This window comes from Paraprevotella clara YIT 11840 (assembly GCF_000233955.1).
In the GTDB taxonomy this organism is placed as follows: Bacteria; Bacteroidota; Bacteroidia; order Bacteroidales; family Bacteroidaceae; genus Paraprevotella; species Paraprevotella clara.
Map to the genome: position 1 here is coordinate 96,624 of NZ_JH376581.1, position 17,778 is coordinate 114,401.

Consider the following 17,778-nt stretch of genomic DNA (forward strand, 5'->3'; position numbering starts at 1 on the left):
CTTATCCTTCATTCCGTAACACATTATATGAAAGCCATTTACCATACATCCTGAAAGATGAAAGGTGTTTTTGGAAAAACCTTGGTAGGGAGAGAATGAAGAAGGAGGATACCTTCATACGGCTTCTGCCATTCAAGTGTATCCTCCTTATTTACCAACCGGCTTGACTTCCGTAAGCCCAATCCGGCTCGCCTATGCCCAATACCGGGAGCAGCCTTATTTACAAACGACCTTCCGCACCTTACCGTCTGGGAACTTCACGATGCAGACCGTACCACGACGAAGAGCATCCAAACGTTCGCCGGTGAGTGAGAATATCTGACAATCGTTTCCTATATACTCAGCCTGTACCGCATGAATGCCCGATGCCTCATCAAATTCAGCCTGAGCTTTCTCCGCATCTTTCTCGATTTGCCTTATAATCCTATAAGTCCCGATATAATCGACCGTATAACTTTCCGTGAACAGCCATCCGGCATATAAACTGTCGATCTCATATTTTTGTTGATCGATAACGTCCTTTGCCGCAGCCAATTCATCCTCAAATTCGGCGGCCACGTCCGCACATTCGGTTGCAATACTCTCTTGAGCCTCCTGCAACTGCTCATAAAGCTTGTCTATCCGTTCCAAAGCCTTGTCGTACACCGTCTTATTTCTACGTTCCAACCATTTGTAATTGTTGGCAATCAAGGTATCCACCAACTCGCGCCCACGCGTCAGGTACTTTCCATCCACCTCGTTAGGACTCCTGTCCACACAATAATCCATCAGAATAACTCCCGTAGGCCCCGCTTCATGCGTCTGCAAATACTCTATAATAGCCGCATTCGTGTAGGTCGCATTCTCACGATAGCCATTCGCCATGGATATCGACCCGGGATAAGCCGATGCAAAGTTAAACACCCACACCACGTCCGACTCGTCTTTTGTCACATGTTTCGTACTATGCTCCAGCATCTCGGTTACCGCGCTTACCTTCTTGGCCACACCTCCTTCGCTATCTTTCGTATTGGCATAATCCTGCACCCACAAAGGAGATTTATAATCCGATGCCGCGCTCTCCCCTATGATACTGCAAGAAGACTGTGCATTCCAGTCCAACCAACCGCACCAACTTTGGAAAAAACCGCCTGTTATCGGTTTGCCGGCATATTGGTCACGGCTCAACAGCAAGATCTTTCCCCGCATATCCCCCACCGTCAAGTCCCGCCGGAACGGAACGAAATAGTCCTTCAAATCCTCACGCGACAATAATTCGCGCAACATGGTTTCGTATTTGGTTTTGTCACTATCGTAACCGGAGGCATACAAACAATGGATCACCGCAAATTCGGATGGATGCTCCTTCAACGAATCCCGCAACAGGTACAAGGCATCGTCGAAACGAAGATTGGTCACAGCAATCCCATGGTTGATATTCAGATAATCGCCTTTAACTTTCGGACGGAAATCGAAAGCACGGATTCCGATAGACCACTGCGTGGCCACATCTATATCTTGACATTGAGAGTAGGAAGCCAAAGTAACCCCATTTCCCGTAGCGGCATCATGCGTTCCGGGAATAGAAACTTGGGATACAAAAAGGTTGTCCGGCAGACGTTTCATCCAATCTCCGGCTTTCACATGGACACTCATGCAAAGCATCAGTAATGAAGTAAAGTAAACGTTTCTCATGATTCTTAAAATTTAAAAGGTTCCTAAAAATTGTTTTTCTTCCTCTTACAAAGGAAGCAAATGTATCCAATATCAGAATGAAAATCAGGAGAAAAAAACGGGGCAAAAGCTCATTTTAGCATAAAATAACACAAAAAGGTAAACTGAAGCTCTCACACTTTCACCACCAAGACCTCATCCAGATTCGTTGTATAACGTCGCGAAACGTATTGCCTTTCCGAAGCATATTTCTGTCCGGTCCCCAATGCTGCCACTTTCACCGCGTTATGCCCGTTCTTACGGTTTATCTCGTCAACAGCCCGTATCAACGCCCTACGCCTTCCACGATCCAACTTATCAAACAAATCCGTCTGGACCGCTTCACGCGGCGACAAATCCCAAACGATAACGCCGGCTTTCTTGTAATCGAAATGCCCGTCATACGCATGCAACCGCAACGCTTCCAAAGCCGCATGTACAATTTCGGCCGTATCCTGTGTCGGTACAGGCATACGTACCTGTTGATGGACCATATTGCCGGGAACATCCGTCCGGAAACGGCTGGTATAAGCAAACACCGTGACCTGTCCGCAACAAGTGCCCTGTTCGCGCAGCTTACGGGCACACTCCGAAGCAAAACAAGCCACGGCCTCTTCCAAGACATGCCATTCGGACAGTCCATGTCCGGGAAAACTGCGGCTCATGCAAATGCTTTTTTTATAAGGCAGGTCGTCCAAAGCAATGCAACTCTCGCCCTGCAACTCACGCCACGTGCGGACTCCGGCCACGGAAAATTCATGGCGTACCCATCCTTCGGAACGGCACACAAAATCCCACGCCGTACGGATACCATGATATTCCAGAGCCTTTTGCATGCGACGCCCTATCCCCCACACATCACCGACCGCAAACCTTCTCAATGCCTTCTCGCGCTTCTCCTCCGTATCTATCAGGCACACTCCCTCGTATGCCGGATAACGTTTGGCGTATTTGCTAGCCATCTTGGCCAATGTCTTGGTCCCGGCTACCCCCAACGACACGGGTATCCCCACGCCTTTTCCAATCTTGCGCACAATGTCCCGGCCGTACCCGCGCAAAAACTCCGCATCCCCCATCCCTGTCAGGTCAAGTACGGCCTCATCCACACTGTAAATGTCCAACCGTGGCGTATAAGCCGAAAGCAAAGACATCACACGCCGACTCATGTCGCCATAAAGTGCAAAGTTACTGGAGAACACCGCCACCCCATGCCGAGCCACCACGTCACGCACCTTGAAAAACGGTTCTCCCATCCGGATGCCCAAAGCCTTACTCTCATTACTCCGCGCAATGACACATCCGTCGTTGTTGGAAAGCACCACTACAGGCTTGTCCCGCAAATCCGGACGGAACACCCGTTCGCACGACACAAAGAAATTGTTGCAGTCCACCAACCCGAACACCGCGCCCTTCATCCTTTATACAGTTTTTTAATGACGTAAGTCACCACCCCCCAAACCCTGAAATCATTTTCTCCCGTAATCTTTATCGGTTGGAACTCTTCATTGGCGGGAAGCAGCCAAGCGCAACGGTTTGCCGCATCGATCCGGAACTGTTTGAGGGTGAACTCCCCGTCGATACAAGCCACCACATAGTCTCCCGTCCGGGCCTCAAGAGACTTGTCCACCACCACAAGGTCGCCATCCTCGATGCCGGCACCAGACATGGAATGACCGGACACCCGGGCATAGAACGTCGTCTCCCGATGTCGCACCAACTCCTTATTCAAGTCGATGCCGCCCGACATGTAATCCTGCGCCGGAGAGGGAAATCCGGCTCTTACCCCCTCCTCGGAATAAGGAAGAGCCCGTGGTACCGACAAGTCGACCGGACTTATTTTTAGTTTCATCTCATCCATACGGCAAAGATACGACAAAAAAGGCTGCTTTTAGCTATTCGGGAATGACTTCCTGCATGTAGATGGCGGCCAGACTCCATGTGGCCGCATCGTTAGTACACACCACGGGATTCTCGTCCACCGGTGCTGGAACTTCGGGCACCTCCACACGACGCACCGTGAAAGGTTTGTCATTGTGCCACACGTGCCACAATTCATCCCAAGCCTCGGCAGCCAGTTCCCTGTTCCCCGTTTTAACAGCGGCATAAGCCGTAAGGCGCGTCACAGGGAAAGGATTGTGCGTAATCGTGCGCGCCTTCTCCTTGTATTCCCTGGCAAAGGTGAGCCACGTGCGGTTCCATTCCGGCAAGTCTATCATTTCCATCAGCTCGTTCATCACTTGGAAACCGCCCATGATGGTAATCAAATGTTCAGTGCGCTGTAAATCGGGGTCTCCCTCGTAGCTCAACACACCCGTGGCAGGGTCGAAGCCCAATACGCCCGGCCCAGTAAAGATGCCGTAGGGCAAGGCCGCGATGCTTTTCATGCCAGCAATGATTTTGTCGCGGTAAGTCGTGTTGCCCGTCCGTTCCCATTCCGTCATCCAGTTTCCGACGTAAGCCAACCAGTCGGGCCCGACGCGCAGACGTGCCGGTGCCGTACAGGGATACTTCTCACGCGGCAGAGCCAGCCTCATCGGATCGATGTCGTAAAGTTTCTGTTCGGCATCGCGCACTTCTGTCATCAGGTCACCGCTGCGCTCGTCCGTGGTCAGATAATAATAGAAACGGTTCCACGCCGCTTGGCTGATGCGCGCCTCCTTCGCTCCACAGCCCCAATGGCTCACGTTGTGACGCGACCCCAATCCGGCAAAAGGTCCGAGATGGTACACGTCGCATTCCGTCGTGTGGCGGCTCATGGCCACTGCCATCCGCCAAAGGTCGGCGCGGCCGGTGCGCAGGAAACTGTACCACAACCACATATTGGAGGCCAGTTCCGTGTTGTCCCATGCGTACCCGCCCACGTCATACCGCCATGTATGACGCACGGAATCGTAAGTGTGCATAAAGTCGCCGTAGTTCCAGAAACCGTACCAGCGATGCTGATCGACAGCCTTCACGTAATAGTCCAAATAGTCTTCCAGACGGTCCTCCACCCGTGCCCGCTTCGGGTTGCTCCGGTCGGGCAGGCTCCACACCCCGAAGGCATGCTTGGCGTGGAGGTATTCCGGTGTGCACAACAAGGGGGCGTCTTCGGCTAACATGGCCGCCGTCCGGGCTACCGTCTCCTTTCCCCCATAAGCCACAGACGGAACGAGAGTCAGCGTGTGAGTACGCGCTACGCCGTAGGGCGTGCTCATCCCTTCCTGCACGTCCTCATAACTGGCCTCCAAATCGTGCGCCACATCGTCGTAATGACGCAAGTCCATCGGTTCCGCATCGGGACTCCACATCCATACGGTCAGATGGGCATTCCGGGCAGCAGCATTGTCCACCTGCAAAGCCGTGGGATAGGATTGCCAAAAATCTTTCAGAGCCACGCCCAATCCGCCGCTTACGTCTCCGGCAAATACATAACCCGGCGCACGGGTTCCCGAGAAAGTCCCTATCCACGGACGGTCGGCATGCGTACGTTTACGGATAGAAAAAGCGTCGGCCGTCGTCTGGCTCAAACGGAAACCGTTCCACACCGCCCAATGGTCGAGAAGATGACGGTTCTTGGTATCGAACTTCTCGTAGGCCGGTATGCGTTCGCCACGCATCTGCCTCCCCTGCCAACCTTTGTCCCCGTCCAATGTCAGGATGCGCCTCCCGTTCAAAGGCTGCACCGGTTCCGCCCATACCCCGCCATCGGCTGTAGCAAAGGCCACGTGGCGGTTATAGACCTCCTCGCGCATGGGAACCTCGAAACGGATACCCAAGCTACGGATGAAATCACGGTCCATATCGCCGTCGAACACAAAGGAATGTACCATCTTGATTTGTTCGCTCCCGGCATAAAAATAAAAGCGTACGGTGAACGGAAGCCATTTTCGTCCCGTGGCATCGTTCGCATAACGGCCTTCTATCCGCACCAATGCCCGGACATCCCCCGCACGTTCCACCGTGACGCGTTCCACTTGTCCGCGATAGTCGGTAAAATGCAGTACCGCCTCTCCTCCAGCCGACGGATGGTCCTGCGTGGAGCACAGCAAAGCAGCCTGTCCGCCTACCGTTCTCCCTTCGCAACGGAGGCTGTCGAGCAGACAACTGCCCCGTTTGGGAACATAAGCCTCCACCTTGCCTGTGGACACCCGGAAGAAAGAGCCAGCCTCGTCCACCCGTACTTTTGCCCCGGAACGGTTTTCCGCTTTATGCTTTTTTCCGGCGGTCTCGAAACGGACGCCCTCCGCCTCTCCGGGCACCACCGCAGCCACTCCGAGCCACTTGACTGACCCATCCGGCCAATAAGCCAACGGCCAACAGTCCGACGGGATGTCCGCGCCGTCCCAGTCATTTAACACCACCCGGCCGTCGGCCTCCAGTTCCCCTTTCAGGAACGGAATGCCCAAACTGACCGGACAATCCGTCGGAGGGCGCGTACCGACCCAACGCAAGTCGCCCGACACGCCGTTTTTACCATAAAGTCCCATGGAAAGCATGGACAGCCCCATGCACAAAATTGAAATCAGGTTTTTCATGATTTTACGATTATCTACATGCAAAATTCAGCATAACTTCCGTAATATCCAATTTTCCCGGAAAATAAATTCAAAAAATCTGTGGGATTGCCCTTTCCCGTTATGGATTTATTCCTAATTTTGCATTTGGGTTGCTTGTGCCTTTACAGCAAGCCTGCCCTGATTATTAACCTGATTTTATAAACGAAACGCATGAAAACCATCTGCAAAACCTGCCTCCTTGCCGCAGGCATCCTGGCCCTCGGTCACTCCGTCACGGCGCAGGAAACCGAAATCAACGACATGACGACTCCGTTGCACCTGCTCCGACCGGAATACAAAGTACCCTACGGCGACCTGACCGCTGAACAAGTCAAGACGGACATCGACTGGGTATTCGCCTACATTGAGCAGCATACTCCCGTACGCGTATTGGACGCCAACGGCAAAGAAGTGACCGACTACCGGCACATTCCCCACGGCGCCACACTCGACCGGGGCGCGTTCCGCATCGGGAGCTATGAATGGGGCGTGACTTATCAGGCATTGCTGGATGCCGCCGAAGTGACGGGAGATGACCGATACAAGGATTACGTCGTCCGCCGTTTCAAATTCCTGGCCGAAGTCGCTCCGGGATTCCGCAAGCTTTACGAACAATACAAAGATACCGACGCACAGATGGAACAAATCCTGCACCCGAAAGCATTGGACGATGCCGGAGCCATGTGTTGTGCCATGATGAAGGCGCGTATCGCCGACCCGTCCTTGCCGCTGTCCGACCTGATAGAAAATTATTTCGCTTTCATCGAACACGGACAATACCGCCTGCCCGACGGCACATTCGCACGCCACCGCCCGCAACACAACACCATCTGGTTGGACGACATGTTCATGGGAGTCCCTTCTTTGGCTTATCGTGGCATTTATAAAAAGGAGGAATCTACAAGATATTTCAACGAGGCGGCCAAGGTCAGCCGACAGTTCATCGACCGCATGTTTGTCCCGGAAAAGGGGCTTTACCGTCACGGCTACGTGGAAGGACTGGCGCAGCATCCCACCTTCCATTGGGCACGTGCCAACGGATGGGCCATACTGACCAACTGCGAACTGCTCGACGCCCTACCCGAAGACCATCCCGACCGCCCGTTCCTGCTCGAACAACTGCGCCGCCACATCAAGGGGTTGGCGGCTTACCAAAGTTCGGAAGGTTTCTGGCATCAGCTTGTGGACCGCAGCGATTCCTACTTAGAAACCTCAGCCACGGCCATTTATGTATATTGCATCGCCCACGCCATCAACAAAGGATGGATAGAAGGCATCACTTACGGCCCGGTGGCGCAACTCGGATGGCATGCCGTCAGTACGCAAATCAAGGAGGGCGGGCAAGTGGACGGTACTTGCGTGGGTACAGGAATGGGATTTGATCCAGCGTTCTACTACTACCGTCCGGCCAACTATCAGGCTGCCCACGGTTACGGTCCCGTCATCTGGGCCGGCGCAGAAATGATACGTTTGCTCGGCCATTGGTATCCGCGCACGAACGACAGCGGTTTACATTATTATAAGGTGAAACAAACAAACCCTTCTCCGCTCTTCTACCTCACCGAAGACGGGCAAGGAGAAGCCGTAGAATAAACAGATATGGCCATGAGACTCCCATTATCAGCCTGGTTCCTGATAGGCTTGTCCTGCGCAGGAACGGGACAAGCCCGTGAAATCATACGGGAAGTACGCATATCCAATCCCACGAGGATGGCACGCAAAGCCTATCCGGTGGTGGTCGACCTGCACCGCCACGCCGACGGCCTGCATGTACGGTCTGCCAAAGTCGTCTGCGACGGACGGGAAATCCCTTCGCAAGCGGACGACCTGAACGGCGACTTCCGAGCCGACGAACTCGCCTTCACGGCCGACATCCCGGCGCAAGGTGAAGCCGTGTACCACATCACGCTGTCCGATGCGGACGCTCCCCGAAGCTACCCTCGCGAAACACGCGCTTACTTGAAACTGCACGACGAGAAAGGAAAGCACCCGGAAGTGAAATCCATCACCTATCCCGGCAATGCCGATCTGTTGGACATGTACAACAGTATCTATGGGCACGGTGCGGTTTTCGAAAGCCGGTTGGCAGCGTTCCGCATCTACATGGACAACCGGCAAAGCATCGACCTGTACGGCAAAACCTCCTACCGGTTGGAGATGGACAGCACCGGATTCTACACCACGCCCGAACAACTGGCACAAGGATACGGTTGTGACATCCTCTGGGCCGGACAGTCTGTGGGCGCAGGTTCGTTCCGGGGTTACCAAAACGACAAACCCTGCTACATCGACACCGTGGCTTGGCGCAGGCAGACCATCCTGGCCAACGGACCGGTACGTACCGTAGTGGAAGTAGCCGACGGCGGATGGATATACCACGGACAAACGTTGCACATGACCCAACGCTACACACTCTATACCGGACACCGCGACGTGGAGGTGGACATCCGCATCGACGGCGCTTCGCCGGATGCGACCTTCTGCACGGGCATACAAAAATTGGAACGCCACTCCACCGGCTTCATGCAGGAAAACGGCCTTTGCGGCAGTTGGGGGAACAATGTCCCGGAAAAAAGTGCACCGGAACATGACGAATGGGTCGGCCTGGGACTGTATACCGACAAAGCCTGCCGCAAGGAAATAAAAGAAGACGAGTTCAATTACCTCACCCTATTAGGTACCGATGCCGACAAGCATATCCGTTACTACATCACCGTGTGTGCCCGGCGTGAAAAAGACGGTTTCAAGAACAGCAAAGCATGGTTCGATCACTTGCGTCTGTGGAAAACCGAATTAGACAACCCGTGCACCGTCAGTATCCGATAAACAAAAGGCATACGGAAAAACCGAAACAATCCCCCGGTTGCACCACTGTGCATTCCGAGGGATTGTCTTTTAAAATAAAGATATTGCTTATTGGACGGCCGTCACCCAAGCGTCATTCAACCAAGCGAAAGACAAATCACCGGCCACATCGTCCCACGTCGTGGCTATCTGGGCGTTTTCAGCATTGCCTTGTCCAGCGAGGAAATTGGCCGAAAGATATTTTCCACCCGTCACGTCGTTCTTCAACACGCCTGCAATCTGTACATTTTTCAACACGGAAGTACCGTTGGCCAAAGCATCGTCGGTCTGCGTCGTTTCAATAGTGAGCGGATTGGGCTTGCCCGCTACCTTCGCGCCGTCGATATTAGCCCGTGTACCGGCACGCAAACGGATGCCGCGCTTGTTCTCGCTGCTGCCGTTGCCCACCAAATAAAGGTTGCGCAAAGTGGGGTGAGCCACCGGAGTTGCGTCGAAATTGTCGCCGTTGTTGTCGGCTTCAATCAAACAGTCGCAGGAAGCATCGGTCTGGTAAGCCACAAGGTTGGTAGCCGTGCCGCTCCAACCTTCTGTCCAGTCGAAACTATCGTCCGTGCAATCCACTACTACGCAATGGTCTACATTCACCGTACCGCCAAAGAACTCCAAACCGTCATCGGCACCTACGTAAGTCTGCACATACGACACCTGAGTTCCGGCACCCACACCGTAGAAAGAAATGCCGTTGGACTCGTGTTCGTCATCCAGAGCAAAACCCGTATATTCCAAACGTATATACTTCAACACACCGGAATTATCATTGGCATCATTGCCGCCATAAGCGGCATTACCGATTTCAGAAAAGCCCGAACCCGCATTGGTGGGAGCATAACCGCAGATGTGCAAACCGCCCCAACCACCGGCAGTCTTATTTTCGGCCGTCATCACGATAGGATTTTCTACTGTGCCCACTGCATTGATTTTGGCTCCTTGCTCGATCAGGATGTAAATAGGATCTTCGCTGTCGGCTGCCGTTATCTTCACACCTTCTTCGATGGTAAGTACGGCGGGCGCCTTTACCTGCAACTGACTGGTCAGTTTGTACTCCGTATTGGCCGTGAGGGTCATGTTTTCCGTCACGATGCCGCCCAGGTTTTCAACACTCGGAGCGGGAGGCGGTGTAGTTCCGTTCTCGTCGTCATTACAAGCCGTAAACACAGCCATAGAAGCGCACAGAGCCATAGCCCACGTGGAAACTTTCATGAAATTTGTTTTCATCTTTCTCTCTTTTTAAAGTTTTGAATTGAATTAATTTATGCTTTTACTACTTTTATAATGTATACGTCACTCCGAAGCTCAACCCCACACCTTCGTTAAAGCGCTCCACTTCCACCTCGGTATTCTTACTCGGTATCTCCTGACGGAACACCACATCGGTATTCAAAAGATTCTTGGCCGAGAACTTCACGCTCCAATGAGCGTTGAACTTCATATTGGCATTGAAATCCAACGTATGGAGAGTGAGTTGCTTCACATCGCCGATACCCTGTATACCCACAGCCTGTATGCGCTCGCCTTGCAAGTTGTAGAGCAAGGCCACGGTGAGCTGGCTTTCCTTTCCGAACTTAGGCGAATAGGTGAGGTCGGCATTCATCAGGTAGGGCGACGCACCTTGCAGCGGACGTTCGGCATTGGTGTAAACCCCACCTTCCGGAAGGTTTACGTTGGTGTACATGTAGGACGCGTTGATTCCCGCTTTCAAGTCTTTCACTATTTCCTTGCGTGCTTCCACTTCAACCCCTGCTGCCAAACCGTCGGACGCGTTCTGGAAAGAATGCATCATGGCTCCGCCGGACGTTGTTTGCGTACGCTCGATAGGACTGTCCAAATACTTGTAGTAGGCCGTGACGGCCACCATGTCGGTGGACGACGGACGAAAGAACTCATAACGTAAGTCTATGTTGTAGTTGTAACCGTTGTCCAAGTTTTCATTACCACGTACTTGGGTGCCGCCATAAGACTCCTGATAAAGGAAAGGAGCCATCTCGACAAATGAAGGCCGTGTCACCGTACGCGAAGCCGCCAGACGCAAGCTGTTTTTCTTGTCGAACGTGTACTTAAGATTCAAGGCCGGGAAAAACTCATCGGTGTTCAGGTCGCGCCGCATCTCCATGCCGCCGTCGTTATAGTATTTCACCCACTGACGCGTGCTTTCCATACGTACGCCCAAGTTCACCAGCAAGGCCTTCACCGGATAATAGTCGGCCTCGATGAAACCGGCCCAGATGCGGCTACCGGCTGAGTACTCATTGCGTTTCTGATGGCTGCGGTTGATGGTAATGCTACCGTTCTGCACGTTCTCGAAGTTCAAGTAACCGTCGGTATGATAGATGTCGGTCACATTAAGAGATTCCATCTCTTTCAAGTTATAATAGAAGCTCGTGCAGGTAAAATCCCTCGTCTTGTCACGCAAGGCCGCACCGAACCTCAACTTGTTTTCATCGGAAAAGCGGCACTGCGCCTGTACGTCACCCACCCATTCGTCCTCGTCCAACTTGCCGAAATAGCGCATGGTTTCCTGAGCATTGAGCTTGAACAAATCCCAAGTACCGTCGGACATCTGCCGGAACATCACCTGACGACGATCGGGTTCCTCACTGGAAGTCTTGCTATACGAACCGCTCCAATCCGTATCCCACTTGCCCAACACGTGGTGCCCAGCCAACTGGTAATTCTGCAATTCATACACATGGCTGTTTTGGTTACTGCCTTTCAAGCGGATGCCTTCCTCGTCATGCCCTTGACGCGCCATATAGCTGTCCACCGCATTACGGGCATAAAAGGCCGAAAAGCCCACACGGTCTGCCTTGCGGAACGAATAGCCCACACTGGCCAAACCGGCCATCTTGAGCGTTTGGATAAAAGAATCGTAATCAAAACGGCTCATCTCCGTACCTGACGCCTCGAAAGTGCGGACATAAGCATTATCCAGACTTTCGTTGTCGGTATCAATACCGAAAGTAGCCAACACATCCATCTTGTTGCGCCCCAACCGGAAAGTGCGGCCGAAACCGAAACTACCGTTCAAGTCGGGTAGAGCAGAAGACTTATTCACTTCGAATGTGGTGGGGAAGATATTATGATTGCGACTGTACTGCCGGTAATCGGAAAGCGGCAAATCCATGGCCTTCCGGTCCATAGAAGGAGTCTTGAACATCGTATTCGCCCTATCCATCTGATAGAAGTCGCCAAAGACCGTCCCCACCTTACCGCCGGTACCGAAGGATACGTTGAAAAAATCCTTCGTGCCGCCCTCTTTGGTACTGATGTCCACATGGGCACCGGAATAGTCGGCAAACGCACTGGCCTCGTACACCTTGCTTACCGTGATGTTCTGCACGGCGGAGGAAGGAAAGATGTCCAACGGTATCAGTTTGTTATCCGGGTTGGGTGAAGCGATGGGAAGCCCATTGAGCGTGGTGGAACTGTAGCGGTCACCCAAACCGCGCACAATCAACTGGCCGGCTTCGGCGATGGAGATACCGGTAAGTTTTTTCACTCCTTCTTGTACGTTGGAAATACCTTTGATAGACATTTCGCTTGCGCCAAGGTTTTCAATGGAAAGCACCGCGTTCTGGCGTTCAGCCAGCAAGGCACGCTCCAACTCCAAGTTCTTGCGCGCGGTAACGGTCACTTCGTTCAGTTGTTTGTCATCAGTAGACATCTCGACCTTCACGGCCACATCACCCTTGACCGGGACCTGCAACGTCAGTTTCTGGGGGAAAAACGAAACGTATGAAACCTCCAAGGTATAGGTTCCCTTCTTCAATCCACGCAAATGAAAATTTCCATTGATGTCGGCCGTAGTGCCGATGCGCGTACCGGCGATGCGCACGGAAGCCCCCATCAGCGGTTCGTTCATTTCCTTGTCGATGACCACGCCCTTGATGTCGCCTGCCTGGGCTACCGCCACGACGGCGGTCATCAACGCTACAGTCAAATTACACTTTTTCGATAAACTCATTCTTATGCCTCTTTTTGTTCGCTGCAAAAGTAGGCACATTACATTTCAAAAAGCTTACAAAAAGATGAATCTTCTGAGACAATACCTCATCGTAACATGTTCTTAATGTACGCGAAACAACTTCGTATCCGAATCTTACAAATCATTTCAGGATGCGAATCTTCACCACTCCATCAAACCCTTGATTCCCCTTCGGGTCAGTGTGATCCGAAACCTGCGATAACCGGTCTTGCCCTGATAACGATAACGCATGACGAAATGGACATAATAAACCTTCTCGGCTGCCTGCGTGTGAAACTCTCCTTTCCCTTCATTCATATAAACCGGGACATGAGGACTGTCCATCCGCCGCAAGAAATCCCGCAGGTTGATGCGGATGATATCATTAAACCCTTGCAACGGGTAATGACTCAAAAGTTTCAACTGCTTATCCAATATGGAAATACGGCGGCGGTACACGATGACCGTCTCCCGCAAAGCACAATGACCGGCCTCCAACTCCGACACACGGCCACGCTGCGCACGCACTTCGAGCGGCAATTTTTCTTCGTTTACAAAATCACATCCTTCCTTTCCCCATCCCACCGGCTCTCCGTGCATCACCAGTTTGATTTTATAGTCGTAGAACTTACTGCCCAACTTGTTGGCGAACCAATAATGCATCAGGTCCTTGATGCGGTCTTTGAACATATAACTCACCACCAATGCAATGAAAAGCGGCATGGTGAAATTCCCGTAGGTCTGCTGGAAGGAAAAAGAAACGACCGTGGCAAAAACCATGCTCAGCCCGGCCGCCAACATGAAAAACACTTGCTGAAGGACGAAAGTGTTGCTTTTCTTGTCTGCCAATATATACAAATCGCTCTCGATGTACTTCTTCAGTTGCCCGGCCCTGTGCAGGAAATTACGGTTATTATCACTGTTGCCTTCCTCCGGCAACAGAAATCCCCGCTCTCGCTGGTAAGCCAAATCCCCATCTATATAGGTTGCCGCAGCCGCCACCACACGGGTATAATCCTTCGGAAAATGCTCGCGTGCATATTCCATGACGCGGAACAAATGCATGTTAACCATACGGCACAGATACTCCTCTCCCAAATCGTAACGCGACCGCAACTCGAAAGCCACACGGTCTAAACCGGCTTTACGGGGTATCTCCCGATAAGCAGCCATAATGCGCGCCAACAAAAGCACAATGCCGTCCAGACGAACCCTGAACGCGTTCACTTCCGTTTCGCGATAAAGTCCGACGGCTGCCGTACGCAAAGCACTACGCGTGATACTGCCGAACATCTTTATCTGGTGTTCATACGTTTTTTCATGCTCTTCCGAAGGCTCCTCCGCCAATTCGCGACAACACATCAGCAACCGCGACAAAGGCAGGGCTTCTTCGTCGGCCACCTCCTCTAACGTATAAACCGGCGTAATCAGGCGCACCAAAGCCCGGAAGTCCCGGTAGAAATTACTTTTGGGATACGTTTTGGCGTTGATATAAAGGGAATCGGGAATGAAGATCCACGTATCCATCATGAAGTCGCTCACCGCAGCCGAAGGACTGTAGCGCGAATACCCCACCTTGAATTCCAGGGTATAACGGTCGTGTATCTTTCCATGAATCTCCAACATAATATTACGGACAAATCTACGAAAAAAACATCAGAATGCCACATTCACACCTCTACATATTAAGGAAAAAGAACTTTATTTCACCACATATATCTTGCTTCCCTTCAGTTTATCGTTTTTTCTGATAATATATATTCCCCTTGGCAGCTCATCCATACTTGAGATTCCATACAACCTCACACCGTGCAAAGTGAAAATCTCAACGTTTTCCTGTACGTCCGGAAAATCAATTCCTATTTCCCTTTTTGACAGATTACTATCATAATCATAGTAGAAACGTTTCGTTCCGGAACCATAATTATTGTCCAAGCTAACATCAATCCATAATTGACTATATTTAAACGCATTGGGTACATGTATTGTAGTTTGACCAGAACCTTTGATGTCAAATAACATGGCAGCCCCACCTTCATTACATACAGTCAACACCCCATTGTCACTCCCTACATAACTAAGAGTAATATCAAAACTGAAATAATACGGATTTTCCGCATCCTGCACATTAGCGATTTGATAGCCCAACACAAGGGGATGGGCATCCAGAAAAACGGGATAGCTTACTGAGGCTCCATCGTTTGTTTCGCATATGACCCTCCCCTGTTGACACTGGAATTTATCCAAATATTCATCCCCTTTTAGGGTAGACGGGATGGTAAAACTTCCTCCCGTACCTTGGGCTTGGTCTACATACGCCCCACTATGATTATTGTAAAGCTGGTATTTCCATCGAGCATTAGTGATAGGGGTTCCATCTTGACCGGAAGCCTTGAATATGTGTCCTTGATAAACACTCCCGTAACCATAAGTATCCAGACTGCTGCCATCGAGGGAAAGTTCATGGGGCTTCACCTCCCATCCTATCGCGGAAAGGGCATCAAGCGTTTCCGGATTTATGGGCAAAAGTTTGGTTTTGTCCTGATAAGGATAATTCATCAAATTGTCTTTCTCTAAAGAGAAATAGCATCCACTCCGATAGAGGACGAATCCCTGTGAATTGCTGTACAATCTCTGTTTACCACCCGGAAGATTAAGATACAAGTCTTGCACAAGGAATGCCTCAATGGCTTCGGAAGAACCAAAACCAGCCAAAGAACCCAATGACAGATTGTCGGCATTTACAATGAGATTATCAAACAAAGAAGCTGTATTAGGATTTGCAAAATTTATTCCCGTACCACTTTGTACGATAGAAGTACCAAACCCTAATATATGAGCCAAATGCCTCGTCAAAGCTGTGGTCAGGTTATCATAACCGAACTCCAACTCATTAGCCCAAGAGGAATTCCAATAAACATAAGCATTAATATCTATAGTAGTAACTTCGTCCTTTCTTTGGAACTCTATCTGGTTGAGTAAATTTAATGGTGCACAGTTTCTATTTCTGTCCAACGCATATTCCACCGTGGTTTGTATTTCCACGTCCAGCGACATATTTTCATTAAACGTAACCTTAAATCGAACAGGCTCCTTAATATTCAGTTGTTCTTCCCATACATCCATAGCCATCATAAGACAATGTTCCACCCCGATAGTCATATACGGGCTTACGGGCACGGTTGCCAAAATGTTCCCCTGCCTCGACCTCAGTTCATAAGTCTCCCCTTCCACTACAGTTTCTACCAACGGTTGGGGTGCGTATGCACTATAATTGTTCCCCACACTGTCCACATACGTTACTTTATAGGTTTCTTCTGTCTGCCCTATAGCCGTAGAAGACAAGGAAAACAACAAACCCAAAATACTTAAAATACACTTCATATCTCCTCCCTCCATCAATTATTTGTAATATCTTACATTAAAATACGACCTATTTTACAAACAATCCAAAGATAACAACTTTTTGGAATAAAAGGCACAAATAAATACAGAAGATACTTTTTCAATATCATTATTTTTTTGTAGCCCCTCATCTGCAATGTCATGAACATTCATTACCACCATAAGCCATTAGCCGAGATGCCTCCACACCTCGCATGCTTCCCCTCCCAAGGTTTTTCAGAAAAGAGCCTTCATCTTTCAGGCGGCATGCCAACCACCTATCAAATAGCATGTTATGGAATGAAGGACAGAAAGGCCATCTTTCAGTTTCCTTTCATTGCAGAAAGCGGTAAAAAGTCCTGTACCAAACGAAAATTCAATCTCAGCCGAATGATTTTTCAATCTCAGGCGAACGTTTTTCAGTTCTGCGCCAAACGAAATGAAGCCTGGCTGAAGGATGCCTGAAACGCCCTTCAGCCTGTAACATCAATATTATGAACGGATTACCATGTAACCTGAAAGATGAAGGATCTTTTTTGTAAAATCCCGGTGTAAATATGTCCATCCTAAAGGACAATATCCCCATTGATTGCCTACTGTTCCCTAATTCCCACTATATTTCTACTGCCCCATTTATATTTCATGCTTTTGGGATATTAAAATTAACCCAATACGAAGCCTGCTTTCCGGATTTATTCCGTAGCTTTGCAATCCAAGAGAAAATAAACTTAAAAAAACAGACTGTCATCATGATGCACGAACATCCTTTCGCACAATTCCACTTCTGCCCGAAATGCGGCTCACCGCGCTTCGTGGAGCATAACGAAAAATCGAAACAATGCGAAGACTGCGGCTTCGTTTACTATTTCAACCCCAGTGCAGCCACTGTCGCGGTCATCCTGAACGAACGACAGGAACTGTTGGTCTGCCGCAGGGGAAAGGAACCGGCCAAAGGCACGCTCGACCTGCCCGGCGGATTCTCGGACTGTTTCGAGAGCAGCGAGGAAGGAGTGGCACGGGAAGTAAAAGAAGAAACCGGGTTGGAAGTAACCCGCACGGAATTCCTGTTTTCCCTGCCCAACACTTACCTGTATTCCGGATTTCTGGTACATACCGTAGATTGTTTCTTCCGCTGTACGGTGGCAGACAGTAGCCTGGCTCATGCCATGGACGACGCAGCCGAACTGTTGTGGATTCCCGTGAAAGAATTGCGCCCGGAAGACTTCGGCCTGGCATCCGTGAGAAAAGGCATCGAAAAGCTGTTGGCACAATGGCCCTAATCCCCTCTCCCCAAGGGAGACACAGCGCGTACGGCTCCATTTATTCAAAAAAATTGTT

General features: G+C 50.8%; 12 protein-coding genes. 4 read left to right on the forward strand and 8 right to left on the reverse strand.

Annotated features, from left to right (window positions below; translation table 11 throughout):
- Nucleotides 1–216 precede the first annotated feature (216 nt).
- From HMPREF9441_RS02035 to HMPREF9441_RS02050, 4 genes are all read right to left on the reverse strand, one after another.
- Entirely contained in the window at nucleotides 217–1,674 is a 1,458-nt protein-coding gene (locus HMPREF9441_RS02035; protein ID WP_244949568.1) for a PI-PLC domain-containing protein, read from the reverse strand.
- Nucleotides 1,675–1,826: 152 nt separating this feature from the next.
- Nucleotides 1,827–3,107, reverse strand: coding sequence for a Y-family DNA polymerase (locus HMPREF9441_RS02040; RefSeq protein WP_008617419.1), 1,281 nt, complete (start codon nucleotides 3,105–3,107; stop codon nucleotides 1,827–1,829).
- Nucleotides 3,104–3,550, reverse strand: a complete 447-nt coding sequence (locus HMPREF9441_RS02045; RefSeq protein WP_008617420.1) for a LexA family protein — start codon at nucleotides 3,548–3,550, stop codon at nucleotides 3,104–3,106. The genes HMPREF9441_RS02040 and HMPREF9441_RS02045 overlap by 4 nt, the downstream gene beginning before the upstream one ends.
- A gap of 34 nt (nucleotides 3,551–3,584) precedes the next feature.
- The gene (locus tag HMPREF9441_RS02050; RefSeq protein ID WP_008617423.1) at nucleotides 3,585–6,209 is read right to left on the reverse strand and encodes an exo-rhamnogalacturonan lyase family protein; all 2,625 of its coding nucleotides are present in this window, start codon (nucleotides 6,207–6,209) and stop codon (nucleotides 3,585–3,587) included.
- 192 nt (nucleotides 6,210–6,401) lie between these two features.
- Here HMPREF9441_RS02050 and HMPREF9441_RS02055 point away from each other — a divergent pair, with 192 nt between their 5' ends.
- Complete coding sequence (locus HMPREF9441_RS02055; protein ID WP_008617424.1) at nucleotides 6,402–7,823, forward strand: glycoside hydrolase family 88/105 protein; 1,422 nt, start codon at nucleotides 6,402–6,404, stop codon at nucleotides 7,821–7,823.
- A 12-nt stretch (nucleotides 7,824–7,835) separates the two neighbouring features.
- A complete protein-coding gene (locus HMPREF9441_RS02060) occupies nucleotides 7,836–9,056 on the forward strand; it encodes a DUF4861 domain-containing protein (protein ID WP_244949569.1) in 1,221 nt (406 codons plus the stop codon).
- 87 nt (nucleotides 9,057–9,143) lie between these two features.
- Here the strand turns inward: HMPREF9441_RS02060 and HMPREF9441_RS02065 are convergent, their stop codons facing one another.
- The 4 genes from HMPREF9441_RS02065 to HMPREF9441_RS02080 all read right to left on the reverse strand — a co-directional run bounded on the left by HMPREF9441_RS02065 (nucleotide 9,144) and on the right by HMPREF9441_RS02080 (nucleotide 16,440).
- Nucleotides 9,144–10,310: a hypothetical protein gene (locus HMPREF9441_RS02065; RefSeq protein ID WP_008617427.1), complete on the reverse strand. Its 1,167-nt coding sequence runs from the start codon at nucleotides 10,308–10,310 to the stop codon at nucleotides 9,144–9,146.
- A 52-nt stretch (nucleotides 10,311–10,362) separates the two neighbouring features.
- A complete protein-coding gene (locus HMPREF9441_RS02070; RefSeq protein ID WP_008617428.1) occupies nucleotides 10,363–13,056 on the reverse strand; it encodes a TonB-dependent receptor in 2,694 nt (897 codons plus the stop codon).
- A 162-nt stretch (nucleotides 13,057–13,218) separates the two neighbouring features.
- Entirely contained in the window at nucleotides 13,219–14,682 is a 1,464-nt protein-coding gene (locus tag HMPREF9441_RS02075) for a hypothetical protein (RefSeq protein WP_008617429.1), read from the reverse strand.
- 75 nt (nucleotides 14,683–14,757) lie between these two features.
- Nucleotides 14,758–16,440, reverse strand: a complete 1,683-nt coding sequence (locus HMPREF9441_RS02080; RefSeq protein WP_244949570.1) for a hypothetical protein — start codon at nucleotides 16,438–16,440, stop codon at nucleotides 14,758–14,760.
- Nucleotides 16,441–16,602: 162 nt separating this feature from the next.
- Here HMPREF9441_RS02080 and HMPREF9441_RS02085 point away from each other — a divergent pair, with 162 nt between their 5' ends.
- Nucleotides 16,603–16,905, forward strand: a complete 303-nt coding sequence (locus tag HMPREF9441_RS02085; protein ID WP_008617432.1) for a hypothetical protein — start codon at nucleotides 16,603–16,605, stop codon at nucleotides 16,903–16,905.
- A 284-nt stretch (nucleotides 16,906–17,189) separates the two neighbouring features.
- Entirely contained in the window at nucleotides 17,190–17,720 is a 531-nt protein-coding gene (locus HMPREF9441_RS02090) for an NUDIX domain-containing protein (protein WP_244949571.1), read from the forward strand.
- Nucleotides 17,721–17,778 lie beyond the last annotated feature (58 nt).

Coding starts and splice junctions, on each gene's coding strand:
- HMPREF9441_RS02090 (WP_244949571.1), top strand. CDS start 17,190: ATGATGCACGAACATCCTTTCGCACAATTCCACTTCTGCCCGAAATGC.
- HMPREF9441_RS02070 (WP_008617428.1), bottom strand. CDS start 13,056: ATGAGTTTATCGAAAAAGTGTAATTTGACTGTAGCGTTGATGACCGCC.
- HMPREF9441_RS02045 (WP_008617420.1), bottom strand. CDS start 3,550: ATGGATGAGATGAAACTAAAAATAAGTCCGGTCGACTTGTCGGTACCA.
- HMPREF9441_RS02085 (WP_008617432.1), top strand. CDS start 16,603: ATGAACATTCATTACCACCATAAGCCATTAGCCGAGATGCCTCCACAC.
- HMPREF9441_RS02040 (WP_008617419.1), bottom strand. CDS start 3,107: ATGAAGGGCGCGGTGTTCGGGTTGGTGGACTGCAACAATTTCTTTGTG.
- HMPREF9441_RS02055 (WP_008617424.1), top strand. CDS start 6,402: ATGAAAACCATCTGCAAAACCTGCCTCCTTGCCGCAGGCATCCTGGCC.
- HMPREF9441_RS02080 (WP_244949570.1), bottom strand. CDS start 16,440: ATGAAGTGTATTTTAAGTATTTTGGGTTTGTTGTTTTCCTTGTCTTCT.
- HMPREF9441_RS02050 (WP_008617423.1), bottom strand. CDS start 6,209: ATGAAAAACCTGATTTCAATTTTGTGCATGGGGCTGTCCATGCTTTCC.
- HMPREF9441_RS02075 (WP_008617429.1), bottom strand. CDS start 14,682: ATGTTGGAGATTCATGGAAAGATACACGACCGTTATACCCTGGAATTC.
- HMPREF9441_RS02060 (WP_244949569.1), top strand. CDS start 7,836: ATGAGACTCCCATTATCAGCCTGGTTCCTGATAGGCTTGTCCTGCGCA.
- HMPREF9441_RS02065 (WP_008617427.1), bottom strand. CDS start 10,310: ATGAAAACAAATTTCATGAAAGTTTCCACGTGGGCTATGGCTCTGTGC.
- HMPREF9441_RS02035 (WP_244949568.1), bottom strand. CDS start 1,674: ATGAGAAACGTTTACTTTACTTCATTACTGATGCTTTGCATGAGTGTC.